Consider the following 23,797-nt stretch of genomic DNA (forward strand, 5'->3'; position numbering starts at 1 on the left):
GGAACTGCGCGACCAGCCACGAACAACCCGCACTTCGACGACGGTCTCACTCGGCACTCGCTTCGGACGTCCCGGACTCCAACAACCGCCCGCCGTCCCAGACGACCCCCACCTGCCGGTAGTACGCGGCGATCGGCTCCTCCACCGACAACCGAGCCAACTCCTCCGTAGGCGCCTCGAACAACTCCAACTCCGCCTCACCCACCCACGGCTGACCCCCCTCGAAGGAAGCCGCCCCGGTCTCGATCAGCTCGTCCAGCGCCAGCCCCTTCCCGTTCTCGATGGACGGCAGCCACCGGTGATGAGCCATGGGATGCGCGTTCACGAACCCGTTCGCCTCCACCGGCTCCCGCAGCGTCACCACGGCCTGCGCCAGCCGCCGGTCCGCGGCCGCCAGAGTCGCCCCGAACCGCGCCCCCGCCTCGATCCGCGGCGCGGGTCCGAACGGATGCGGCCGTGTCTGGTGGATGGACCCGAGCTTCTTCGGATACCCCTGGTGCAGCCCGCGGGCGATCGCGAAGTCCTTGTCGACCCAGATGTAGACGCACCGCGAGTACGTCCGCCCCTTGTATGTGCAGCGGACGACCGCGAAGGCCTCCTTGTACTGGGAGAGCACGGGGTCGAGCAGCTCCGCCCCCGAGGCCGAGCAGGACTGCCAGTCGGCCCAGATCAGCGCGACCGCCCCGGGGTCCTCGTCGGCCAACTCCAGTGGCTTCGGCAGGAGTTCCCGCACTCGCGCGGGATCCGTGCGGTACTCGACGGTGAGCAGGTCGCCCGAGTAGTGCCACGGCGGGGAGGGGATCAGCGACGAGGCACCGCTCGCCGTCTTGGGGTGGAAGTATCCACGGACACTGGTCATGGTCAGGAGGGTCCTTACACGGTGAGGGCGGGCTGCTTGAGCAGGTCGGCGCGGTGGCGGGCGGCGGCGGACACGGTGGCGGGGCCGCCGAGCGCGACGACTCCGACCAGCCGGCCGTCGTGGTGGTAGCCGACCAGGACGTCTCCGGCCGGGTCGCCGTCGAGGACCCGTACGTCGTCCTTGCCGAGCACGGGCGCGCCGAAGGACTGGAGCCGGAAGTCGTGCTGGTCGCTCCAGAAGGTGGGCAGCGGCGCGAAGGGCGGCAGCTCGGCGCCGGTGAGGACCTTCGCCGCGTGCTTGGCCGTGTCCGTGGGGATGGACCAGTGTTCGACCCGGCGCGGTACGCCGTCGTAGCGGGCGTTGGGGAAGCGGGCGACATCGCCGACCGCGACCACGTCGGGCCGTCCGCCGACGCGCAGCTGTGCGCAGGTGAGCACGCCGTCGGACAGGTCGAGGCCGTTGCCCTCCAGCCACTCCACGTTGGCGACGGAGCCCACGGACTCCACGACCACGTCGGCGGGCAGGACGGTCCCGTCGTCGAGCACCACGCCCGTGACCCGGTCCTCGCCCTCGAACCCGGCGACGCCGGTGCCGAGCGCGAACCGCACCCCGCGCTCCTCGTGCCGCCGCACCAGCGCGCGTCCGAGCAGTTCGCCGAGCGGGCCGACCATGGGCAGCGGCAGCGGATCGACCACGGTCACCTCGGCGACCCCGAGGCCCACGGCGGTGGCGGCGACCTCGCAGCCGATGAACCCGGCGCCGACGACGACCACCCGGGCACCGGGCCGGGTCAGCTCGTCCCGCAGGCCCTGCGCGTCGGCGAGGGTGCGGACGGTGTGCCGGCCGGCGAGCGGACCGGGGCAGGTCAGGCGCCGTGGCCGCATACCGGTGGCGACGACCAGACCGTCGTACGACAGCGACGAGCCGTCGTCCAGTTCCACGGTCCGCTCGGCGAGGCGTGCGGCGACGACCTTCGTGCCGAGCCGCCACTCCACGTCGGCCACGCTCGCGCGGGGACGGAAGGCCAGCGACTCGAAGGGCGCCTTCCCGGCCAGCACCTCCTTGGAGAGCGGGGGCCGGTTGTACGGCATGTGCGGTTCGTCGCCGACGACGGTGACGGCACCCGTCCAGCCCGCCGCGCGCAGCTGCTCGGCGGCGCGCAGACCGGCCATGGAGGCGCCGGCCACGACGATGCGTGTGCTCATGGCTCAGGCCTCGATCCGGATGGCCTGGAGCGGACAGACGTCGGCGGCTTCCTCGACCTCGTCGAGGAGCGCGTCGTCGGGGTCGCCGACATAGGCGAGGCGCCCGTTCTCGTCGAGCTGGAAGACGTCGGGGGCGGCGAAGACACACTGTCCGTGGTCCTGGCACTTGTTCATGTCGACGACGACCTTCATGGGGACCTCCAACTCGTTTGGCTTCAAACAACATAGGAAGCCGCCTCCCCCTGGTCAATACCTGTCCAGGTGGATAATTTTTTGCGGCCGACCCCTTGCGGGCCGATGGAGTCGTTCTTATCGTTTGGCATCAAACAATTGGCCCCAGCCGCCGAGGAGACAACGGTGAGCGCATCCGAAACACCGGCCGTCGGGCACCGCACCGTCGGGCACCACCAGGAGCGACTGGCCGCCGAGGGCATCGACGTGGTCCGGGTGACCTACCCCGATCTCATCGGCACCGACCGGGCCCGCGACGTGCTCCTCGACCAGCTGCCGACGGCCTGCGAGCACGGGCTCGCCTTCTGCCGGGCGGTCTACCACACCTCACCCCAGGGAGATGTCGTCCCCGTGGCCGGAGGCCTGGACGCCGGTCTGCCCGACATCCACGTCCGCCCCGACCTCGACACCCTGCTCACCCTGCCCTGGGAGCCCGGGGTCGCCACCTGTCTCGGCGAGGCCATCGACCCGGCCACCGGCGAACCCGCCCCCGAGTCGCCCCGCGACCTGCTGCGCTCGGTGCTCGCCCGCTGCGCCGAGCAGGGCCTCGGCCCGGTGGTCGGCCCCGAACTCGAATACTTCCTCTGCGACGAGGACCCGGCCTCCCCGAGCGGCTGGAAGCGCTACTCGGGCGCCACCGGCGTCGTCTACACCGCCGGCCTGCGCGCCGACCCCGACAACCATCTGCTGCGCACCCTGCGCCACCTCCGCGATCTGCGTATCGGCGTCACCAACGGCAACCACGAGTTCGACGGCGGCCAGTTCGAGATCAACCTGACGCATTCGGAGGCGCTCTCGGCCGCCGACCGCGCCTTCCGCTTCAAGGCCGCCGTCAAGGAACTCGCGCGCAAGGAGGGCCGCCTCGCCACCTTCATGGCCAGACCCTTCAACGACGCGGGCGGCTCCGGCTTCCACCTCCATCTGTCCTGCGACGACGAGCAGGGCCGCAACGCCTTCGACGACCCCTCGGGCCGGTACGGGCTGTCCGCCACCGCCCGCCACGCCATCGCCGGCGTCATTGCCCACGCCCCGGCGCTCGCCGCCCTCGCCAACCCGACGGTCAACTCGTACAAGCGCTTCGGCCCGGACACCCTCGCGCCCTGGCTGATCGACTGGGGGCTGGACAACCGCAGCGCGATGGTCCGCATCCCGCCCGAGCGCGGCTCCGGCGCCCGGCTCGAACTCCGCCTCGGCGACGCGAGCGCCAACCCGTATCTGCTGATCGCGGGCACACTCGCCGCCGCCCTGCTCGGCGTCCGGGCCGGCGAGGAACCCCCCTCCCCGCTGGAGGGCTACGGCTACGACACCGCCCGGGCGGCCGTACTGCCGATGAGCCTGTCCGCCGCCCTCGACGCGCTGGAGGCGGACACCGCCCTCACCGAGATCCTCGGCAAGGCCTTCACCACCTCGTACCTCACCTACAAGCGCGACGAGGTCGCACGCTTCCAACGGCACGTCACCGACTGGGAGTTCACCGAGTACGCCTACCACCTGTGAAGCCCAGGAGAACCACCGCCATGACCACTTCCGCCCACTTCCCCACCGCCTTCGCACGCGAGGCCGTGGAGGAGCCCATGCCGCTGGCCGACGTGGATCTCGCCGACCTCGACAACTTCACCGACGGCGTCACCCCGTGGCGCATGTTCCACACCCTGCGCCACCAGGACCCGGTCCACTGGCAGCCGGAGGAGGCCCCCAACTCCGGTTTCTGGGCGGTCACCCGGCACGCCGACATCGCCCGCGTCGACCGTGACGCGGAGACCTTCACCTCGACGAAGTTCGTCAATCTGGAGGAGGTCGACGAGGACCAGATCAGGACCCGCGCCTCCATCCTGGAGCTGGACGGCGTCCGCCACCGCGCGCTGCGCAGCATGCTCCAGCGCCAGTTCGGCGCCAACGTCATCAACAGCTACACCGACTTCCTGCGCGGCCTCACCGCCACCACCCTCGACGCCGCCCTCGCCAAGGGCACCTTCGACTTCGTCGCCGACGTCTCCGCCGACTTCCCCATCAACGTCCTCGCCCGGCTCCTCGACGTGCCCCCGGAGGACAACCAGAAGCTCATCGACTGGGGCAACCGCATCATCGGCAACACCGACCCCGACTACGCGGACGTCCTGCTCGACAGCGCCGAGAGCGAGCAGTACCGGCATCTGCCGTTCCGCTCACCGGCCTCCCTCGAAGTCTTCGAGTACGGCCGTGAACTGGCCCGGCGGCGACGCGGCGGCGACGGCACCGACCTGGTGTCCAAGCTCGTCAACACCACCCCGCGCGACGGGATCCCGCTCACCGCGCGGGACTTCGACAACTACTTCCTGCTCCTCGTCGTCGCCGGCAACGAGACCACCCGCCACACCATCACCCACTCCATGCTGGCCCTGCTCCAGCACCCGGAGCAGCTCGCCCGCCTCCAGGAGGACCCGTCCCTGATCCGGGTGGCGACCGAGGAGTTCCTGCGCTGGGCGTCCCCCGTCTACCACTTCCGGCGCACCGCGACCCGGGACGTCGAACTCGGCGGCAAGCAGGTCAAGGAGGGCGACAAGGTCGTCATGTGGTACGCCTCCGGCAACCGCGACGAGGAGGTCTTCGGCAACCCGTACGACTTCGACGTCGCCCGCGCCGACAACGACCATGTCACCTTCGGCAAGGGCAGCCCGCACCTGTGCCTCGGCAATCTGCTGGCCCGTACCGAGATCCGCATCATGTTCGAGGAGCTGATCCCGCGCCTCGCCGACATCCGTCTCGTCGGCGAGGTCCCCCGCGTCCGCTCCAACTTCGTCAACGGCATCAAGAAGCTGCCGGTCGAGGTGACCCTCGCCTGAGCGTCAGCCCGCCCCGAGCTCCTTGGTGATGCGGTCCAGCATGAACGCGGACGACTCCTTCGCCCGTTCCTCCCAGGCGAAGACACAGGCGGTGGCGACCCCGTCGAAGTCCAGCTCGCGCAGGGTGCCGAAGAAGGCGTCCCAGTCCACCTCGCCCTGGTCGATGTCCAGGTGCTGGTGGATCCGGGCGGTCGTACCGGGCGGGTTGAGGATGTAGCGCAGTCCGCTGGACCCCTTGTGGTTGAAGGAGTCGGCGATGTGCACGTGCTTCAGCCTGTCGCCCGCGTACCGCATCATCGCCGCGATGTCCGCGCCCACCTCCGAGGCGCCGGAGAGGTGGAAGGAGTGCGGGGCGCAGTAAAGGTAGTTCACCCAGGGCCTGTCGATCGCGCGGACGAGGTCGACGGCCGGGGTGTTCTCCTCGCAGAAGTCGTCCGGGTGCGCCTCCAGGTTGAGCGCGATGCCCTCCCGCTCGAACAACGGCAGCAGCTCCTCCAGCGAACGCCAGAACGCGGCCTCGCTCTCGGCGGCCCGCTCGGGGCGGCCGTTGAACTCCGAGTTCATCAGCGGACAGCCGAGGTCGGCGGTGATCTCGATCATCCGCTTCCAGTAGCGCACGGCGGCCTGCCGCTCGGTCTCGTCCGGGGACGACCACTTGTAGAGCGGCAGCACGGAGGACAGCTGGACACCGTGCGTGCGCAGCGCCCGCTTCAGTTCCGCGATCCGTCCGTCGTCCGCGCGCGGGTGCAGGAAGAACGGCATGAAGTCGTCTCGCGGCGACAACTCGATGTACTCGTAGCCGAGTTCGGCGACCGTGCGCACCATCTCGTCGATGGACAGCGCCCGGAACATGTACGGGTCGAGGGCGATCTTCACGCGGCACCTCCGTAGAGCGCGGGCCGGGGCTTGAGGTCGGTGGCGACGACCCGGCCCGAGTCCAGGGCCTCGACGGTCGCGCTGGTGATCACGGTGGCGGCGTACCCGTCCCAGGCGGACGGACCGGTGGGCTCCACGCCTGCGGCGACGCCCGCGATCCACTCCCGGAACTCGGTGTCGAAGGCGTCCGCGAACCGGCCCACCCAGTCCGTGAGCACCTCCGTGCTGTGCTGGCCGGCGGTACGCAGCCCGACCGTGGCCGGGTCGGGCAGCCGCACGAGGCCCTCCTCGCCCACCGCCTCGCACTGGATGTCGTAGCCGTACTGGCAGTTGACGAAGACCTCCAGATCGATGCGGACGCCCTTCGCGGTCTCGAAGAGCATGATCTGGGGGTCCTTGAGATGGGCGAACCGCCTGCTCGTGGCGCGCGGCGTCACCACCTGCGTGGACACGATCTCGTCGTCGAGCAGCCAGCGCAGTACGTCCACCTCGTGCACCGCCGTGTCCAGGGCGGCCATCGAGGAGGTGTACGACTCCGGGACGGTCGGGTTGCGGTGGGCGCAGTGCACGATCAACGGCTCACCGATGCTGCCGGAGTCGATGACCCGCTTCATCGCCCGGTACCCGGCGTCGTAGCGGCGCATGAAGCCGACCTGGACCAGACGGCGGCCGAGCGCCGTCTCCGCCTCGACGATCCGCAGACAGTCCTCGGCGGTCGTGGCCAGCGGCTTCTCGCAGAACACCGGCTTCCCGGCGGCGATCGCGTTCAGCACATGCTCGGCATGGGTCGGACCCCAGGACGTCACGAGCACGGCGTCCACGTCGTCCGAGGCGATCACGGCCGCGCCGTCGGGCAGCACCCGGGCCCCGACCGGCGCCGCCGCCTCCTCGGCGCGGGCGGCGTCGATGTCGGTCACGGCGGTGACACGGGCCCCGGTGACGGTGTCGGTGAGGCGCCGGATGTGTTCCTTGCCGATCCAGCCGGCGCCGATGACGCCTACACGTACGGTCATGTCGATTCCTAACTGAACAAGTGCGGGAACTAGGAGAAGCGCGCCCGGAGTTCGGCTTCGAGGGTTTCCAGCGAACGCCCCCTGGTCTCCGGGACGTAGAGCTTCACGAAGGTCAGCGAGAAGAGGCCCGCCACCACGAAGAGGAAGAAGGTGTTGGAGACACCGATCCCGTCGACCAGCGACGGGAAGACCAGCCCGATCGCGAAGTTGGTCAGCCACAGCACCACCGCCGCGACCCCCATTCCGAAGCCGCGCATCCGCGTCGGGAAGATCTCCGACAGCATCAGCCAGGTCACCGGCGAGATCGCCCCCTGCTGGAAGGCCAGGAAGGTGACCGTCATTGCGAGCACCGCGTACGCCCGGCCGTCACCGGCGGGCAGCGTGAGGGAGAAGACGCCGATCAGCAACAGGGCGACCGTGGTGCCGATCTGACCGGTCATCAGCATCGGCCGGCGGTCGACGCGTCCGAGCAGCCAGATGCCGACGAAGGTGGCGAGCACCGAGATCACCCCGTTGGCGATGTTCGCGGTCAGCGCGCTGTCGGAGGTGAACCCGGCGTCGGTGAGGATCTGGGTGCCGTAGTACATGATCGTGTTGACGCCGGTGATCTGCTGCACGATCGCGATGCCGAACCCGATCGACATCAACCGGCGCAACCACGGTGTGGACCGCATGTCCCGCCAGCCGCCGAGCTTCTCCTGCTCCTCCTTGACCGCGAGCGCGGACACCTCGCTCAGCTCGGCCTCGGCCCGCTGCCGGGACCGCACCTGCCGGAGCACCTCCAGCGCCTCGCCGAACCGGGTCCGCGAGGCCAGCCAGCGCGGGCTTTCGGGCATCACCAGCATGCCGAACCAGAGCACGACGGCCGGCAGAGTGGCCAGTACGAGCATCCAGCGCCAGACACCACCGGACTCACCGCCGATCCGCGCGATGACCGCGTTGGACGTGAAGGCGAGCAACTGCCCGGTGACGATCATCAGTTCGTTACGGGTGACCAGCGCGCCCCGCCGCTCGGCGGGCGAGATCTCCGCGAGGTAGACGGGCACGGTCACCGACGCGCCGCCGACCGCGAGGCCGAGTACGAACCGCGCCACGACCATCACGGCCGTGTTCGGCGCGAGCGTGCAGCCCAGCGCGCCGACGAAGAACACCACGGCGAGGACGAGGATCGTACGGCGCCGCCCGCGCGCGTCCGACAGCCGGCCGCCGGTGACCGCGCCCAGGGCCGCGCCCAGCAGCAGCGAACTGGTGACCATGCCCTCGGTGAAGGGCGTCAGACCGAGGTCGTCGGTCATGTACGGCAGGGCACCGTTGATCACACCGGTGTCGTAGCCGAAGAGGAGTCCGCCGAAGGTGGCGATGAGTGTGATGAGCCGCAGCCGCCGGGAGACGGCGGGCGGTGCGTCGTCCCGGTCCGTGGTGGCGGGTGGGGTGCCGTCCTTGACAGCCATGGGCGCTCCTACCGTGCGAGGGTCGGACGCCGGGTACCCGTCAGCCCGCAGCCCGACAGCTGCTCCCGGGTGCGGACGGCGATGGGCAGCGGCACCTCGGGGGCGCACGGGTACAGGTCCTGCTCGACGATCACGAACAACTCGGCGTCGAGCCGGGAGAGTTCGGCCACGACCTCGGCCGGGTCCGGCACACCGGCGGGCGGCGACACGCACACGCCCCGCCGCACGGCCTCGCCGAACGACAGGTCCTCGGCGGCCACCTGGGCGAGCACGGCCGGGTCCATCTGCTTGATGTGGACGTATCCGACGCGCTCGCCGAACCGGCGGATCAGGTCGAGGTTGTCACCGCCGCCGTAGGCCACGTGCCCGGTGTCCAGGCACAGGTTGGTGTACCGGGCGTCGGACTCGTTCAGCAGCCGCTCGATCTCCGGCTGGGTCTGGAGATGGCTGTCGGCGTGCGGGTGGACGACGAGCCGTATGTCGTACTCGTCGAGGAGCAGCCTGCCGAGCCGCTCGGCGGCGCGGCCGAAGCCCGCCCACTGCTCTGCGGTCAGCTCGGGCGACTCGGTGAAGGCACCGGTCTTCTCGTCCCGGTACATGGGCGGGATGAGGACGAGGTGGTGGGCCCCCGCCGCCGCCGTCAGCGCGGCGACCTGGCGGACGTGGGCGAGCGTGTGGTCCCACGCCTCCGGCCGGTGCAGCGCGCCGAACGCGGTCCCGCCGGAGACCTGGAGGCCCCGGGCGTCGAGTTCGCCCTTCAGCCGCTGAGGGTCGGTGGGGAGATAGCCGTAGGGGCCGAGCTCCAGCCACTCGTACCCGGCCTCGGCCAGCTCGTCGAGGAAGCGGGTGTACGGCACCTGGTGCTCGTCCTCGGGGAACCACACGCCCCAGGAGTCGGGGGCGGAGCCCAGGCACAGGTTGCCCGCGATGGTGCGTGGTGGGGTTGGCGCCGTTGCCATGACGTGTGTCCTTCGGGGAGAGGGAACAGGGACGACGGGGAGATGTCGCGCACTACTAGCGCGCTCTAGTTCGAGTACGATGACGCCTGTCCAAATGTCATGTCAATAGGTCGTTGCCGGGAGATTTCGCGACCACGGCCCCGGCCGGTGCCGCGTGATCCTCCGGGCAGGCGGGAATGTGACGACAGGGCCTAGGGTGGGCGGCGATCCGGAGGGTGGGTTCACAGGTGGATGCAGCGGGCAGGCAGCGGCCCACGATGGCGGATGTCGCCGCGAGGGCGGGCGTCTCCCGGGCGCTCGTCTCGATCGTGTTCCGCAATCAGCCGGGAGCGAGCGAGGAGACCCGGGAGCGGGTGCTGCGGGTCGCCGACGAGATCGGCTACCGGCCCGACAGCGCGGCCCGGCTGCTGGCGCGCGGCCGCAGCCGCACCCTCGGCGTGCTGTTCACCGTCCACCAGGCCTTCCACACCAACCTCATCGAGGGCATCTACCCCGAGGCCGAACACCTCGGCTACGAGGTCCTGCTCTCCGGTGCCACCCGGGACCGCAGCGAGGAGAAGGCCGTCGAGGCGCTGCTCAGCCACCGCTGCGAGGCCCTGATCCTGCTCGGCTCCTTCGCCGAACCCGCCCTCCTCGAAGCGGTGGGACGCCGTACCGTCGCCGTCTCCGTCAGCCGCCGGGTCCCCCGGGCCCACGTCGACTTCGTGCACTCCGCCGAGGGCAAAGGCGTACGGCAGGCGATGGACCACCTCGTCGAACTGGGGCACCGGCGGATCACGCACATCGACGGCGGCCGGGGCCCCGGCTCGGCCGAGCGGCGGCGCGCGTACCGGGCGGCGATGCGCCGCCACGGCCTGGAGGCCGAGGCCCGGGTCGTGCCCGGCGACCACACGGAGGAGTCGGGCATCGAGACCGGCCGTCTGCTCCTCGCGGAACGCGACCGGGGGCGGCCCCTGCCGACGGCGGTCCTCGCCGGCAACGACCGCAGCGCGATGGGCCTGTTGATGACCCTGATCCGGGCCGGAGTCCAGGTCCCCCGCGATCTGTCCGTCGTCGGCTATGACGACAGCCACCTCTCCCACCTCATGCCGGTCGGCCTGACCACCGTCCGCCAGGACGCGCGGCTCATGGCCGAACACGCGGTGCGGTTCGCGGTGGAGCGGCTGGAGAAGCCGGAACTGGAGCCGCGCGAAGCGGTGCTGGAGCCGAAGCTCGTGGTACGGGAGAGCAGCGGGCCGGTGCCGGCCGCGGAGGCGTAGCCCCGGGTCATGGGTCGGGGGAGCGGCCGGCACCGCGTGGGCGGTGCCGGCCTCTCCTGGTCGTGCCGTCGTGCCGTCGTGCGTCGCGCCGATTCGGGCCGTCGTGGTCAGCGGGTGCCCTTCGCCGCGAACCCGGCGACGGTGTCCACGTTCTCCTTGGTGATGAACGCGGGGCCGGTGAGGACGGGTGCGGTGCCGCCGCCGCTGAAGTTGCCGTTGTTCCTGTACAGCCACAGGCCGTCGACGGCGAGATAGCCCTGCAGATACGGCTGTTGGTCGACGGCGAAATCGACGTCGCCGTCCTGGACCGCCTTCACCAGGTCCTTGTTGAGGTCGAAGGTCGCGACCTTCGCCTCACCGGCCGCGTCGGACACCGACTGCACGGCGGCCAGCGCGATCGGCGCGCCCAGGGTGACCACCCGGTCGATGGAGGAGTCCTGCTTGAGCTTGGCGGTGATCGTCGACTTCACGGAGGGCATGTCGGTGCCGTTGACGTAGAGGATGTCGGTGGTGCCGTCGAAGCCCTTCTTGAGTCCGGCGCACCGCGCCTCCAGGGCGACCTGGCCCTGTTCCTGGATGACGCACAGGGCGTGCTTCGCGCCCGCCTCGTTCAGGCGCTCGCCGAAGGCCTGGCCGGCGATGTTCTCGTCCTGGCCGAAGTACTCCAGCATGCCGAGGTCCTTCCAGTCGTCGAGGCCGGAGTTGAAGCCGACGACGGGGATGCCGGCGGCGGTGGCCTTGGCGATGACGTCCTTCATGGCGTCCGGCTTGGCGGCGGTCAGCGCGATGCCGTCGACCTTCTGGTCGATCGCGTTCTGTACGAGGTTGGCCTGGTTGCCCGCGTTGGGGTCGGCGGAGTAGACGAGCTTGATGTTGTCCTTGGCGGCCGCCGCCTGGGCGCCCTTGCGGATGAGGTCCCAGAACGTGTCGCCGGGGGAGGCGTGGGTGACCATGGCCACGGTCATGCGCGGGGTGTCGGCCTGGCCCGCCGCCGCGGCGTCCCCGCCCTCCTCGGATTTCTTGCCGCCGGACCCGCTGGAGCAGCCGGCGGCGAACAGCGCGCCGGCCAGGACGGTGGCGGTCAGAGCGGCGACTCGATGGTGTCTGTGCATGTCCCTCGCACCTCGCTGTGCTGGTCAGGGTGGGTGTGCGGACCTGTGGCCCGGGCACTGGCGCGCTTTACTAGTGCGCTCTAGTGGCATGACTATGGAGCCGTCCCCCGAGGATGTCAACGGGTATGTCAGGACGTCTCAACAAAGTGCGAGGTCGCGCTCGCGCGGAGGCGGACAGAGACAGGCACCCGCCCGGCGCAATGGCTCGGGCGGGTGCCTGTAAGGAGCGGAGGCGGGTGCGGAGCTGTGTATCCCGGTGGAGCGGGCCTCGCTCCGAGCACCGGCGCGCGGTGACCTCACGTCGCCGCGCGCCTGCCCCCGCTCCCCGTCCGCCGGTAGCGTGAGGAGACGTCGACCTGAGGTGGGGGCATGAGGGCGATCGTCGTGGGGGCGGGTATCGGGGGTCTGGCCGCGACGCTGAGCCTCAGGCGTGCCGGGTGCGAGGTGACGCTCGTCGAGCAGGCGCCGCGGTTCACCGAGATCGGCGCGGGCATCCAGCTCGCGCCCAACGCCACCCGGGTCCTGCGCCGGCTCGGCCTGCTCGACGCGGTCGCCGCCCGGTCCGTCCGGCCGTCCCGGCTGAGCTTCCGCACCTGGTCCGACGGCGGCGAGATCTGCCACTACGCGCTGGGACGCGAGGCCGAGGACGCCTTCGGGGCACCGTACCTCCAGGCCCACCGCGCCGATCTGCACGAGGCCCTGGCCGCCGCCGTACCGCCCGGATCGGTGCGTCTGAACTCCGTGGCCGTGGCCATCGACCAGGACGACGACTCCGCGACGGTGACGACGGCCGCCGGCGAACGACTGGAGGCGGACCTGGTCGTCGCCGCGGACGGGGTACGGTCCTCGGCCCGCCGGTGGCTGTTCGGCCCGGACGAGGCCCTGTTCTCGGGGACCGCCGCCTACCGCGCCCTGCTGCCGGCCGAGCGGGTCGCCGACCTCGACCTGCCGGAGTACGCGCTCTGGCTCGGACCGGGACGTCACTTCGTGCACTACCGGGTGCGGCGAGGGGAACTGCTCAACGTCGTGGGCGTCGTCGGCACCGACGCGGCGCGCGAGTCATGGACCGCCCGGGCCGAACCGGAGGAGCAACTGCGCGCGTTCGAGGGATGGGACCCCCGGGTGCGCAGCCTCCTCGGCCGGACGGGGACGGTGCTCCGCTACGGCATCCACACCCGCGCCCCGCTCGCCCGCTGGAACCTCGGGCGCGTCACCCTGCTCGGCGACAGCGCCCACGCGATGGTGCCGTTCCACGCCCAGGGCGCCGCCCAGGCCCTGGTCGACGCGGCCGTGCTCGGCGACTGCCTGGCGGACACGGGCCCGGCCGACGTACCCGAGGCGCTCGACCGGTACGTGGGCCGGCGGCTGACCGCCGCCACGCGGGTGCAGGCCGGCTCCGCGCGGGCGGGCGAGGACTACCACCTGCCCGACGGGCCGGAGGCGGACGCCCGCAACGCCCGCCTGGCCGCCCAGGCGGCCGAGAACCGGTTCGGCCCCCACGCGGGCGCGTGGGGGACCGACACGTTCGACGAGCGGGCGTCGTAGGACGGCTCCGCGCCCACCGGCGGGCGCGGAGCCGGACGGACGGGGTCCGTCAGACGGCCGCCGAAGCCGCGTGCAGGTTCTTCGCCGCCAGGGCCAGCCCCTCCGTCTGGGAGTAGGCGGCGTCCTCGTGCTCGATGTTGACCGCCATGTCGGGGTCGATCTCGGCGAGGGCGCGCAGGAACTCGGTCCAGAACGGGACGTCGTTGCCCTCGCCGACGGCGACGAACTTCCACGCCGGGTTCTCCGGCCACGAGTTGCACCAGAAGCCGTACCCGGTGGGCACCTTGCCGGGGGCGTCGGCGGGCACCCGGGTGAACGACGTGTCCAGGACACCGCGGATGTCGGCGCCCGGGCAGAGCGTGGCGTCCTTCGCGGCGGCGTGGAACACCAGCGGGCCCAGCCACTTGATGGACGCCACGATGTCCATGCCCTGCCACATCAGATGCGAGGGGTCCATCTCCGCGCCGACGTTCGTCAGCCCGCCCTCGTCCACGAGACGCTTCAGGGTGACCGGGGAGAACACCACGTTGTGCGGATGCATCTCGATGGCCACCCGGACGTCGTTCTCCCGGGCGAGCGCGTCGATCTCCTTCCAGAACTCGACGGCCACACCCCACTGGTAGTCCAGGACGTCCATGTAGACGCCGTCCCACGGATTGACCACCCAGGACGGGTACTTGGCGTCGGGGTCGGAGCCCGGCGTGCCGGACATGGTGACCACGTGCCGCACCCCGAGCAGCCCCGCGAGCCGGATCGTGCGGCGCAGGTCGTCGGCGTGCTTCGGGCCGACGCCGGGCAGCGGGTTGAGCGGGTTGCCGTTGCAGTTGAGGCCGGTGAGTTCCATGCCTCGGTCCGCGAACGTCGCCAGGTACTCCGCGCGGGCCGTGGCCGAGGACAGCAGCAGGTCGACCGGGCAGTGCGGGGAGGGGATGAAGCCGCCGGTGTTGACCTCGACCGAGGTCAGACCGTTCTCCTTGAGGACGTCGAGGGCCTCGGGGAGCGTCCGGTCGTGCAGACAGGCGGTGTAGGCGCCGAGCTTGAGGGCCATGTCTCTTGTTTCCTTCTCTTCGGACTCTTCGGGCTCTACGAGTGGGGTGGACGGTCAGCCGACGGGCGGGACCGTGACGGCGGCGCCACCGGCCTGCGAGGACTCCACGACGGCCTTGATGATCTCCATCGTGCGCAGCGCGTCGGCGAACGTGGCACAGGCCGGCAGCGGCTCGGCGACCCCCGCGACCTGGTCGAGGAAGGCGCGGGCCTGGTAGGTGAAGTTGTCGCCGTTGCTGGCGCCCACACCGGGCGCCTCCATCGGGACACCGCCCGCGAAGTACGGCATCTGCGGGCCGGCGATGATCTGCCGGGCGCCGCGCGTACGGGCGTCGGGCTGGGCGTCGTCGAAGAGGTACTCGGCGGGCCGGTGCTGGTCGAACGCTGCCCGGCCGCCGAGGCCCAGGACGTCGAAGAACAGCCCGTTGGGCAGGCCGAAGCCGGTGCGCGTCACCGAGAAGGTGCCCACGAGCCCGGACTCGAAGCGGGCCGTGAACGACGCGGTGTCCTCGTTCTCGACCTCGCCGAACTCGTCGGAGACGGGCGCCGCGTTGTGCCCGACGACCGTGCCCAGCGGCAGCGGACGCTTGGGGATCTGCGTCGACAGCGCGGCACCGGAGACCGAGACGATGGGCCCGGCCACGTACTCGGCGGCGTCGATGATGTGCGAGCCGACGTCACCCAGCGCGCCGGAACCCGGGCCGCCCTTGAAGCGCCAGCTCAGCGGGCCGTTCGGGTCGGTCGCGTAGTCGCACCAGTACCGGCCGCTGAACAGGGTCAGGTCACCCAGCTCACCGCGCCCCACATGGTCACGGATCGCGGCGATGCCGGGGGAGCGGCGGAAGGTGTAGCCGACGGACGTCACGACCCCGGCGGAACGCTCCAACTCGGCCATGGCGCGGGCGTCTTCGAGCGACCCGGCCAGCGGCTTCTCGCACAGCACATGCTTGCCCGCCGCGACCAGCGCCTCCGCGATCGGCCGGTGCAGGGCGTTGCCGACGACGATGCTCACCGCGTCGATCGTCGGGTCCTCGACCACGGCCTCCCAGCTCGGGAGCGCCTTCTCGAACCCGTAGCGGCGCGCGGCGTCCTCGGCGAGCGCGACGTTGGCGTCGGCGACCGCGGCCAGCCGCACCGGCGGCAGACCGGCACCGAAGACCGTGTTGGCGTTGCGGTAACCGGCGGCATGGCTGCGGCCGGCCATACCGGCGCCGATGACCGCGACGGAGAGGGGCTTGCCCGAAGTCGTCATGGGAGTGCCTTTCGAAGAGTCCCTGCGGGGAAAGTCAGCTGGAAGTGGGGAAGTTGAAACCGGCGGTCACCTGCTGGGCGGGCTGGGGCCAGCGGGTGGTCACGACCTTGGGGCGGGTGTAGAAGCGGACGCCCTCGGGGCCGTGGATGGGGGAGTCGCCGATGAGGGAGTCCTTCCAGCCGCCGAAGGAGTAGTACGACATCGGCACGGGCACGGGGACGTTGATGCCGATCATGCCGACCTTGACCTGGCGCTGGAAGCGGCGGGCGGCCTCGCCGGAGGCGGTGAACAGGGCGGTGCCGTTGCCGTAGGGGTTGGCGTTGATCAGGTCGACGGCCTGGTCCAGGGACTCGGTGCGGACGACGGCGAGTACCGGGCCGAACAACTCCTCCTTGTAGGCGTCCATCTCGGTGCCGACGTGGTCGAGGAGGGAGGGGCCGGTGAAGAAGCCGTCCTCGTGTCCTTCGACCTTCAGTCCCCGCCCGTCGACCACCACGGTGGCGCCCTGGGCCGCCGCGCCGCCGACCGCGTTCTCGACACGCTCCTGGGCGGCCTTGGTGACCAGCGGGCCCATCTCGGTGCCGGGCCGGTCGCCGGGGCCGACCTTCACCTCGCGGGCCTTGCGCTCCAGGATCTCGACCAGGGCGTCGGCGGCGTCACCGACGGCGACGGCCACGGAGACGGCCATGCAGCGTTCGCCCGCCGAACCGTAGGCGCCGGCGGTGATGTGGTTGGCGGCGAACTCCAGGTCGGCGTCCGGCAGGACGACGGCATGGTTCTTGGCGCCGCCGAGCGCCTGGACGCGCTTGCCGTGCGCGGTCGCGGTCTCGTGGACGTACTTGGCGATCGGCGTGGAGCCGACGAAGGAGACGGCCTCGATGCCCGGGTGGGTGAGGATCGCGTCGACGGCCGGCTTGCCGCCGTGCACGACGTTGAAGACGCCGTCGGGCAGGCCGGCCCTCCGGTACAGCTCGGCGACGAAGTTCGCCGCCGACGGGTCGCGCTCGCTCGGCTTCAGGATGAAGGTGTTGCCGGTGGCGATGGCCATCGGGTGCATCCACAGCGGCACCATGGCGGGGAAGTTGAAGGGCGTGACGCCGGCGACGACACCGAGCGGCTGGCGGAAGTCGTGCACGTCCACACCGCGCGAGACCTGGTCCGAGAAGGACCCCTTCAGCACGTCACCGAGTCCGCACGCGAACTCCACGACCTCCCGGCCGCGCGTGATCTCGCCGCGTGCGTCGTCGACGGTCTTGCCGTGCTCGGCGGAGATGATCCGCCCGAGTTCCTCCTCGTGCTCGACGAGCAACTGCCGGAAGGCGAACATGACCTGGGTGCGCTGCGAGAGCGACGACTCCGACCAGGTCTCGAAGGCGGCGGTGGCGGCCGCGACGGCCGCGTCCACGTCGGCGCCGCCGCCGAGGACGACACGGGCCTGCTCACGCCCGGTGGCCGGGTTGAAGACGGGCGCGGTCTCCGTCCCCGTACCGGCGGTGGGGGAGCCGTTGATCCAGTGCTGGATGGTAGTCACGGTGCGGGTTTCCTTTGCGGGGACGGGACTTACAGGTAGTGCCGCTGGTCGAGCTTGTGGGAGGCGTACGTCTCGTACGCGCCGCGGGTGGAGTCCAGGGCCGAGGTCTCGCTGACGGGGACGTCCCACCAACCGTGGCCGGGCGGGTTGGGCCCGTACAGATCGGTCTCGACATGGACGACCGTGGTGCGGGTCGCGGCCTTGGCCTTCTCCATCGCCGAGCGGAACTCGTCCACGGAGGTGGCGTGCAGGACGTCCGCGCCGAGCGAGGCGGCGTTCGCGGCGAGATCGACGGGCAGCACCTCGCCGTCGAGCTGTCCCGAACCGCCGTCGCGGAAGCGGTACTTGGTGCCGAACCGCTGCGAGCCGAGTGATTCCGACAGGGCGCCGATGGAGGCGAAGCCGTGGTTCTGGACGAGGACGACGATGACCTTCAGCCCCTCGGACACCATGGTCACGATCTCCTGGGCCATCATCAGATACGAGCCGTCGCCGACCAGCACGACCACCTCGCGCGAGGGATCGGCCATCTTGGCACCGACACCGGCCGCGACCTCGTAGCCCATGCAGGAGTACGCGTACTCGACGTGGTACGCCTTCGGATCCCGGGCCCGCCACAGCTGCTGGAGGTCGCCGGGCATGGAGCCGGCCGCGTTGATGACGACGTCACGGTCGCCGAGCACGTCGTTGAGGGCGCCCAGGATCTGGGTCTGGGCGGGGAGTTCACCGGTGTTGCGCCCGGGGGCGAAGCACTCCTCCTCGATCTCCCGGGTACGGGCGATCAGCCGGCGGGTCCGGTCGCGGTACTCCTGGTCCACCTCCCAGTCCGTCAGCGCGCCCGCGAGGGCCTGGATACCGAGCCGGGCGTCGGCCACCAGCGGCTCGGCGGAGTGCTTGACGGCGTCCAGCCGGGCCACGTTGAGGTTGACGAACGTGACGTCCGGGTTGCCGAAGACGGTGTGACTGGCGGTGGTGAAGTCGGAGTACCGGGTGCCGATGCCCAGGACGACGTCGGCGTCCTTCGCCAGTTCGTTGGCGGCGTACGACCCGGTGGAGCCGAGGCCGCCGACCGCGTACGGGTGGTCCCAGGCGACGGCGCCCTTGCCCGCGTGGGTGTCGGCGACCGGGATGCCGGTGGCCTCGGCGAAGGCCCGCAGCTGGGTCTCGGCCCCGGAGTAGACGGTGCCGCCACCGGCCACGATCAGCGGCTTCCGCGCCCCGCGCAGCAGTGCGGCGGCCCGCTCGACGGCGGCCGGCTCCGGCACCGGGCGGCCCACATGCCAGACCCGGTGCCGGAAGAAGGAGACGGGCCAGTCGAAGGCCTCCGCCTGCACGTCCTGCGGCAGCGCGAGGGTGACGGCGCCGGTCTCGACGGGGTCGGTCAGCACCCGCATCGCCGCCAGCGCGGCCGGGATCAGCTGCTCGGGACGCGAGATACGGTCGAAGTACTTGGACACGGCCCGGAAGGTGTCGTTGACGGTGACGTCCCCGCCCCGGGTGTCCTCCAGTTGCTGGAGCACCGGGTCGGCGGCCCGGGTGGCGAACATGTCGGACGGCAGCAGCAGGACCGGGATGCGGTTGGTGGTGGCGAGCGCCGCGCCGGTGATCATGTTGGTCGAGCCGGGGCCGGTGGAGGCGGTGCAGGCGAAGGTCGCCAGCCGGTCGCGCATCTTGGCGTACGCCACCGACGCGTGGACCATGCCCTGCTCGTTGCGCGCCAGGTAATAGGGGAGATCGGCCTCGCCGGTCGTGGCGGCCTGGAGGAGCGCCTGGCCGATGCCGGCGACGTTGCCGTGTCCGAAGATGCCCCAGACACCGGGGATCAGGCGGTGTTCCTGGCCGTCGCGCTCGCTGTACTGGTTGGCCAGGAAGCGTACGAGGGCCTGGGCGGTGGTGAGTCGCACTGTGTTCATCGGTTCTCTCCGAAGGGCAGCCGGTCGTCGACGTCCTGCGCGGCCCAGGTGGAGCGCACCCAGCCGTGGGCGGGGTCGTCGCAGATCAGCCAGGCGCGGTCCTGCCCCGGACCGGCCATGACGTTGAGGTAGTAGAGGTCGTATCCGGGGGCCGCGACCGAGGGACCGTGCCAGCCGTGCGGGATGAGCACGGTGTCACCGGAGCGGATCTCGGCGAGGACGTCGAGGGGCCGGTCGGCCGTGCCGTACACGCGCTGGTAGCCGAAGCCGTTCCCGTCGCCGGCGATCTCGAAGTAGTAGATCTCCTCCAGCTCGGACTCGACCGGGTCGCCGGTGTCGTCGGTGCGTACCTCGTCGTGCTTGTGCGGCGGGTACGACGACCAGTTGCCGCCCGGCGTCAGGACCTCGCACACCAGCAGCTGTTCGGCGTCGAACGTGCCCGGCAGGCAGTAGTTGTTGACCTGCCGGGAGCAGGCCCCGGCGCCGCGCAGTTCGACGGGCACGTCCTCCTTGCGCCCGTACCGAGCCGGTAGACCTCCCCGCTCGGTACGGGCGGAGGGCAGCGCGAACCGTCCCCCGGAGGCGCTGCTGATGAGGGCCTCCGACCCGCGCGGTACGTACGCGAAGTCGGTGGTCGAGGCGAACACGCCTGTCCGACCGGCGAGTTCGAAGATCCCGCCGTCCGTGGTGACGGTGCAGGAGCCCGTCAGCGGCAGGACCAGGAACTCGGAATCCCCGGTGGACAGGGCGTGCGCCTCGCCCGGCTTCAGGGTCAGCACCCTGAGGCCGGAGTATCCCCAGCCCGCCGACTCCGGCGTGACCAGGAGGTCGTAGGGGCCGTCGGCCGAAGTGCCCCTGGGCAGGTGGTACTTGCTCGTGTCACTCACAGCAGGCTCACCGCCCGGTCCACGGCTCCGGCGACATCGCCGTCCGAGGGGTAGAGCAGGGAGCGGCCGACGACCAGGCCCTGCGCGGTGGGCTGCTTGAGCGCCTTGCCCCAGGAGGCGAAGGCCGCGTCGGCGTCCTTGACCTCGCCGCCCAGCAGCAGCGCGGGCAGGGTGGAGGAGGCCAGGACGCGTTCCATGTCGTCGACGACCGGCAGCTTCAGCCAGGTGTAGGCGGTACGGCGGCCGAGCCCCGAGGCGATGGTGACGGACTTGGCGACGGCGTCGGGGGAGAGGTCGTTGCGGATCCGCCCGTCCTGCCAGACGGAGAGGAACGGCTCGACCATGGCTATGAGGTGACGGTCGTTCAGCTCGTCGACCGCGCGGGCGGTGTTCTCCAGGACCGACGGGGTGGCCGGGTCGTCGAGGGCGATACGGGTGAGCATCTTGCCGCCGTCGAAGCCCATCGCGGCGATCGTCTCCGCGTCGTATCCGGTGAACCGGTCGTCGATCTCGAAGACCGAACCCGCCAGCCCGCCCCGGTTCATGGAACCGAAGACGCTCTTGCCGTCCAGGACACCGAGCAGCAGCAGGTCCTCCAGGATGTCGGCGGTGGCCAGCACCCCCGTCACCCCCGGCCGGTCCAGCGCCACACAGAGCCGGTCGAGCAGCTTGAAGCGGTCGGCCATGGCGGTCGGGTCGCCGCCGACGCCGTTGGCGCCGCGTGCGGGATGGTCGGCGGCGATGATCATCGCCTTGCCGTGCTCGCCGAGCAGCGAGGTCGCCCTCACCCGGCGGGCGGCGGCCGCCGCGATGGCGCCGGGGTCGCCGACGCGGGCCCCCACGATCCGGCTCACTTGGTCGGGCAGCATGGCGTCACACCTCTCGTTCAGCGGATGCGAGGGCTGCCTCGCGGAGCTTGGCCTCGACCTCGGACCCGGTGGGCATGGCGTCGGAGCAGGACAGCCGGCCCGCCACGATCGCGCCGGCGGCGTTGGCGAAGGACACGGTGCGGCGCGTGTCCCAGCCGGACAGCAGCCCGTGGCACAGCGCGCCACCGAAGGCGTCACCCGCGCCCAGGCCGTTGACGACGTCCACCGGGACGGGCGGGATCTCGGCGGTCGAACCGTCCCGGGTCATGGCCAGCACGCCCTTGGGGCCCTGCTTGACCACGGCCAGCTCGACCCCGGCGGCGAGCAGCGCCTTCGCGGCGGCGTACGGCTCGCGCTCGCCGGTCGCCACCTCGCACTCGTCGAGGTTCCCGACGGCGACCGTGGTGTGGCGCAGGGCCTCGGCGTAGTACGTCCGGGCCTCGGCCGGGTCCTTCCAGAACATCGGCCGCCAGTCCAGGTCGAAGACCGTCGTGCCGGCCTTCGCCCGATGGGCCAGCGCGGCGAGGGTGGCCGAGCGGCTCGGCTCCTCGCTCAGCCCGGTGCCGGTCATCCAGAAGACATGGGCGTCGCGCACCGCGCCCAGGTCCAGCTCCTCCGGGCGGATGTCCAGGTCGGGGGCCTTGGGCAGCCGGTAGAAGTAGAGCGGGAAGTCGTCCGGCGGGAAGATCTCGCAGAACGTCACCGGCGTCGGCGCGATGTCCGAGACCCCCACGAGGCCGGCGTCGACGCCGTATCCCACAAGCGCCTGCCGGACGAAGTCCCCGAACGGGTCGCGGCCCGTCTTGGTGATCACGCCGGCGGTGTGTCCGTAACGGGCGGCGGCCACCGCGACGTTGGTGGGGCTGCCGCCGAGGTACTTGCCGAACGACGTGACCTCGGCCAGCCCCACACCGGTCTGGAGCGGATACACATCCACCCCCACCCGGCCCATGGTCAGCACTTCGAACGGCATAACGGCGGCTCCCCTTCCTTCTTGAAGCGCTTTAAACGATGACAGCGAGAACGATGCCTTCCCGCATATGTCCTGTCAATAGATTGTCAGGTCAATTGACCTCGGGTCCAGGTGGCCAGATACTCGTCGATCTTCTTCCGCATGAAGACGGACGACTCCTTCGCGCGGTCCTCCCAGGCGAAGACACAGGACGTGAGGGTGCCGTCGAAGCCGTTCGCGCGCAGTTCGCGGAAGAGCTCGTCGAAGTCGACCTCACCCTGACCGATGTCGAGGTGCTGGTGGACGCGTGCCGCCGTGCCGGGCGGGTTGACGATGTAGCGGTTGCCCGAGGAGGCCGTGTGGTCGAGGACGTCGGCCAGATGGACATGGGTGAGCAGCTCGCCCGCGTGCTTGATGATGCCGGGGGCGTCGTTGCCGATGTGGAAGGTGTGCGGGGCGCAGTAGAGGAAGCTGACACTGGGATGGTTGATCCCGCGGATCAGGTTCACCGCGTCGTGGCCGTCCTCGATGAAGTCGTCCGGGTGCGGCTCCAGGGCCAGCTTGATGCCCTCCCGCTCGAAGAGCGGAAGGAGTTCGTCCATCGACTTCCAGAACTGGGCCTCGCTGCGGTCCGGGTCCTCGGGGCGCCCGTTGAACTCGGAGATCATGCTGTCCACACCGAGGTCCGAGCAGATCTGGATGGACCGCTTCCAGTAGCGGACGGCGGCCTGCCGCGCGTCCTCGTCCGGGCCGGACCAGCGGAAGAGCGGCAGCAGGGAGGAGATCCCGACGCCGGCCACGTCCAGCGCCTTGCGGAACTTCCGTACGGTGGCGTCGTCCACGCGCGGATGGCGGAAGAAGGGGATGAAGTCCTCTCGCGGGGAGAGCTCGATCCACTCGTAGCCCAACTCGGCGACCACCGAGGGCAGTTCGAGGAGCGGGACATCGCGGATCATGTACGGGTCGAGGGCGATCTTCACGACGGGTGCCTTCCGGGGTGTCAGGGGAGGACGGTGGAGCGTCGGGGCCGGTTCACGCGGTCGGTTCGGACGTCGCCGCCACGGGTGCGGTGAGGTCCTTCTCCTCCGGGAGCTCCTCGACGTCCACGCCGCGGACCTGGGCCAACTCGTGTTTGAGGGCGGCGAGTTCGGTGCCGCCGGCCATGTGGTTGGTGAGTTCTTCGAGGCTGACCTGGTCGCGGGCGGCGGAGAGTTCCATGGTGCCCAGGCGCAGGACGCTGAAGTGGTCGCCGACCATGTAGGCGTGGTGGGGGTTGTGGGTGATGAAGATGACGCCGAGGCCCCGGTCGCGGGCGGCGGCGATGTACTTCAGGACCGCGCCGGACTGCTTGACGCCGAGGGCGGCGGTGGGTTCGTCGAGGATGAGGACGCGGGCGCCGAAGTAGACGGCGCGGGCGATGGCGACGCACTGGCGCTGGCCGCCGGAGAGGGTGCCGATGGGCTGGTCGAGGTCGTCCAGGACGATGCCCATGTTCCGCAGTTCCTCGTCCGCCGTCTTCTTCATCCTGTCGATGTCGAGACGACGGATCGGCCACGGGCCACGCGTGAATTCGGAGCCGAGGAAGAAGTTGCGCCAGACCGGCATCAGGGGCACGGTCGCCAGGTCCTGGTAGACGGTGGCGATGCCGGCGTCCAGGGCCTCGCGCGGGGTGGAGAAGCGCACCGGCTCGCCGTCCACGAGGAACTCGCCCTCGGTGTGCTGGTGCAGCCCGGAGATGATCTTGATGAGGGTGGACTTGCCGGCGCCGTTGTCACCCAGAACGCAGGTGACGCGGCCGGGGTGGACGGTGAGGTTCACACCGTGCAGGGCGCGGACGTTGCCATACGCCTTGCCGGTGCCGCGCAGTTCGACGACGGGGGTGTCGTTCTGGGGTTCGGTGTCCGTGACGACAGCCGTGGTGGTGTTGGTCATGGGGTGGTTCACCTCCGGGTCGCCTGGCTGCGGACCCACAAGTTGACGAGGGCGGCGATCAGGAGCATCACGCCGAGGAAGG

The 23,797-nt window shown here is 70.8% G+C and carries 21 protein-coding genes; 4 read left to right on the forward strand and 17 right to left on the reverse strand.

Annotated features, from left to right (window positions below; all coding sequences use genetic code 11):
- Nucleotides 1-46: 46 nt before the first annotated feature.
- The 3 genes from ABT147_RS25865 to ABT147_RS25875 are packed head-to-tail and all read right to left on the reverse strand — an operon-like array spanning nucleotide 47 to nucleotide 2,256.
- Nucleotides 47-859, reverse strand: coding sequence for an acetoacetate decarboxylase family protein (locus ABT147_RS25865; RefSeq protein WP_351410187.1), 813 nt, complete (start codon nucleotides 857-859; stop codon nucleotides 47-49).
- A gap of 14 nt (nucleotides 860-873) precedes the next feature.
- Nucleotides 874-2,064, reverse strand: coding sequence for an NAD(P)/FAD-dependent oxidoreductase (locus ABT147_RS25870; protein ID WP_351410189.1), 1,191 nt, complete (start codon nucleotides 2,062-2,064; stop codon nucleotides 874-876).
- A 3-nt stretch (nucleotides 2,065-2,067) separates the two neighbouring features.
- A complete protein-coding gene (locus ABT147_RS25875) occupies nucleotides 2,068-2,256 on the reverse strand; it encodes a ferredoxin (protein ID WP_351410191.1) in 189 nt (62 codons plus the stop codon).
- 165 nt (nucleotides 2,257-2,421) lie between these two features.
- Between ABT147_RS25875 and ABT147_RS25880 the strand changes: the two genes are divergently transcribed.
- Together ABT147_RS25880 and ABT147_RS25885 are read left to right on the forward strand one after the other, a co-directional pair.
- On the forward strand, nucleotides 2,422-3,792 hold the full coding sequence (locus tag ABT147_RS25880) for a glutamine synthetase family protein (protein ID WP_351410194.1): 1,371 nt from the start codon (nucleotides 2,422-2,424) through the stop codon (nucleotides 3,790-3,792).
- A gap of 20 nt (nucleotides 3,793-3,812) precedes the next feature.
- A complete protein-coding gene (locus ABT147_RS25885; RefSeq protein WP_351410196.1) occupies nucleotides 3,813-5,117 on the forward strand; it encodes a cytochrome P450 in 1,305 nt (434 codons plus the stop codon).
- Nucleotides 5,118-5,120: 3 nt separating this feature from the next.
- Here the strand turns inward: ABT147_RS25885 and ABT147_RS25890 are convergent, their stop codons facing one another.
- The 4 genes from ABT147_RS25890 to ABT147_RS25905 are packed head-to-tail and all read right to left on the reverse strand — an operon-like array spanning nucleotide 5,121 to nucleotide 9,416.
- Nucleotides 5,121-5,993 (reverse strand): sugar phosphate isomerase/epimerase family protein, encoded by an 873-nt coding sequence (locus ABT147_RS25890; RefSeq protein WP_351410198.1) that lies wholly within the window; start codon nucleotides 5,991-5,993, stop codon nucleotides 5,121-5,123.
- Nucleotides 5,990-7,006: a Gfo/Idh/MocA family oxidoreductase gene (locus tag ABT147_RS25895; protein WP_351410201.1), complete on the reverse strand. Its 1,017-nt coding sequence runs from the start codon at nucleotides 7,004-7,006 to the stop codon at nucleotides 5,990-5,992. Before ABT147_RS25895 ends, ABT147_RS25890 begins: the two co-directional genes overlap by 4 nt.
- A gap of 29 nt (nucleotides 7,007-7,035) precedes the next feature.
- The gene (locus tag ABT147_RS25900) at nucleotides 7,036-8,457 is read right to left on the reverse strand and encodes a sugar porter family MFS transporter (protein ID WP_351410203.1); all 1,422 of its coding nucleotides are present in this window, start codon (nucleotides 8,455-8,457) and stop codon (nucleotides 7,036-7,038) included.
- A gap of 8 nt (nucleotides 8,458-8,465) precedes the next feature.
- Nucleotides 8,466-9,416 carry a TIM barrel protein gene (locus ABT147_RS25905; protein ID WP_351410205.1) on the reverse strand — a complete coding sequence of 317 codons (951 nt, stop codon included), beginning with the start codon at nucleotides 9,414-9,416 and terminating at the stop codon, nucleotides 8,466-8,468.
- Between the two features lie 257 nt (nucleotides 9,417-9,673).
- Between ABT147_RS25905 and ABT147_RS25910 the strand changes: the two genes are divergently transcribed.
- Nucleotides 9,674-10,675, forward strand: coding sequence for a LacI family DNA-binding transcriptional regulator (locus ABT147_RS25910; RefSeq protein WP_351410207.1), 1,002 nt, complete (start codon nucleotides 9,674-9,676; stop codon nucleotides 10,673-10,675).
- A gap of 107 nt (nucleotides 10,676-10,782) precedes the next feature.
- Here ABT147_RS25910 and ABT147_RS25915 read toward each other — a convergent pair whose 3' ends face one another.
- A complete protein-coding gene (locus ABT147_RS25915; protein WP_351410210.1) occupies nucleotides 10,783-11,787 on the reverse strand; it encodes a sugar ABC transporter substrate-binding protein in 1,005 nt (334 codons plus the stop codon).
- A 369-nt stretch (nucleotides 11,788-12,156) separates the two neighbouring features.
- On the opposite strand from ABT147_RS25915, the gene ABT147_RS25920 reads away from it, so the two are divergent.
- On the forward strand, nucleotides 12,157-13,332 hold the full coding sequence (locus ABT147_RS25920) for an FAD-dependent monooxygenase (RefSeq protein ID WP_351410212.1): 1,176 nt from the start codon (nucleotides 12,157-12,159) through the stop codon (nucleotides 13,330-13,332).
- A 49-nt stretch (nucleotides 13,333-13,381) separates the two neighbouring features.
- Here ABT147_RS25920 and ABT147_RS25925 read toward each other — a convergent pair whose 3' ends face one another.
- The 9 genes from ABT147_RS25925 to ABT147_RS25965 all read right to left on the reverse strand — a co-directional run bounded on the left by ABT147_RS25925 (nucleotide 13,382) and on the right by ABT147_RS25965 (nucleotide 23,715).
- Nucleotides 13,382-14,380 carry a sugar phosphate isomerase/epimerase family protein gene (locus tag ABT147_RS25925; protein ID WP_351410214.1) on the reverse strand — a complete coding sequence of 333 codons (999 nt, stop codon included), beginning with the start codon at nucleotides 14,378-14,380 and terminating at the stop codon, nucleotides 13,382-13,384.
- A gap of 54 nt (nucleotides 14,381-14,434) precedes the next feature.
- Nucleotides 14,435-15,631 (reverse strand): Gfo/Idh/MocA family protein, encoded by a 1,197-nt coding sequence (locus ABT147_RS25930; protein ID WP_351410216.1) that lies wholly within the window; start codon nucleotides 15,629-15,631, stop codon nucleotides 14,435-14,437.
- A 34-nt stretch (nucleotides 15,632-15,665) separates the two neighbouring features.
- Nucleotides 15,666-17,162, reverse strand: coding sequence for a CoA-acylating methylmalonate-semialdehyde dehydrogenase (locus tag ABT147_RS25935; RefSeq protein ID WP_351410218.1), 1,497 nt, complete (start codon nucleotides 17,160-17,162; stop codon nucleotides 15,666-15,668).
- A 29-nt stretch (nucleotides 17,163-17,191) separates the two neighbouring features.
- Nucleotides 17,192-19,075 (reverse strand): 3D-(3,5/4)-trihydroxycyclohexane-1,2-dione acylhydrolase (decyclizing), encoded by a 1,884-nt coding sequence (gene iolD, locus ABT147_RS25940; RefSeq protein WP_351410219.1) that lies wholly within the window; start codon nucleotides 19,073-19,075, stop codon nucleotides 17,192-17,194.
- The gene (gene iolB / locus ABT147_RS25945) at nucleotides 19,072-19,962 is read right to left on the reverse strand and encodes a 5-deoxy-glucuronate isomerase (RefSeq protein ID WP_351410222.1); all 891 of its coding nucleotides are present in this window, start codon (nucleotides 19,960-19,962) and stop codon (nucleotides 19,072-19,074) included. Before iolB ends, iolD begins: the two co-directional genes overlap by 4 nt.
- Nucleotides 19,959-20,831 carry a Cgl0159 family (beta/alpha)8-fold protein gene (locus tag ABT147_RS25950; RefSeq protein WP_351410224.1) on the reverse strand — a complete coding sequence of 291 codons (873 nt, stop codon included), beginning with the start codon at nucleotides 20,829-20,831 and terminating at the stop codon, nucleotides 19,959-19,961. The genes iolB and ABT147_RS25950 overlap by 4 nt, the downstream gene beginning before the upstream one ends.
- Before the next feature lie 4 nt (nucleotides 20,832-20,835).
- Entirely contained in the window at nucleotides 20,836-21,804 is a 969-nt protein-coding gene (iolC, locus tag ABT147_RS25955) for a 5-dehydro-2-deoxygluconokinase (RefSeq protein WP_351410226.1), read from the reverse strand.
- Between the two features lie 86 nt (nucleotides 21,805-21,890).
- Nucleotides 21,891-22,763: a sugar phosphate isomerase/epimerase family protein gene (locus ABT147_RS25960; RefSeq protein ID WP_351410228.1), complete on the reverse strand. Its 873-nt coding sequence runs from the start codon at nucleotides 22,761-22,763 to the stop codon at nucleotides 21,891-21,893.
- A gap of 52 nt (nucleotides 22,764-22,815) precedes the next feature.
- Entirely contained in the window at nucleotides 22,816-23,715 is a 900-nt protein-coding gene (locus ABT147_RS25965) for an ATP-binding cassette domain-containing protein (protein ID WP_351410230.1), read from the reverse strand.
- Nucleotides 23,716-23,797 lie beyond the last annotated feature (82 nt).

The sequence above is a fragment of the Streptomyces sp. NPDC001868 genome (assembly GCF_040297125.1).
GTDB lineage: Bacteria > Actinomycetota > Actinomycetes > Streptomycetales > Streptomycetaceae > Streptomyces.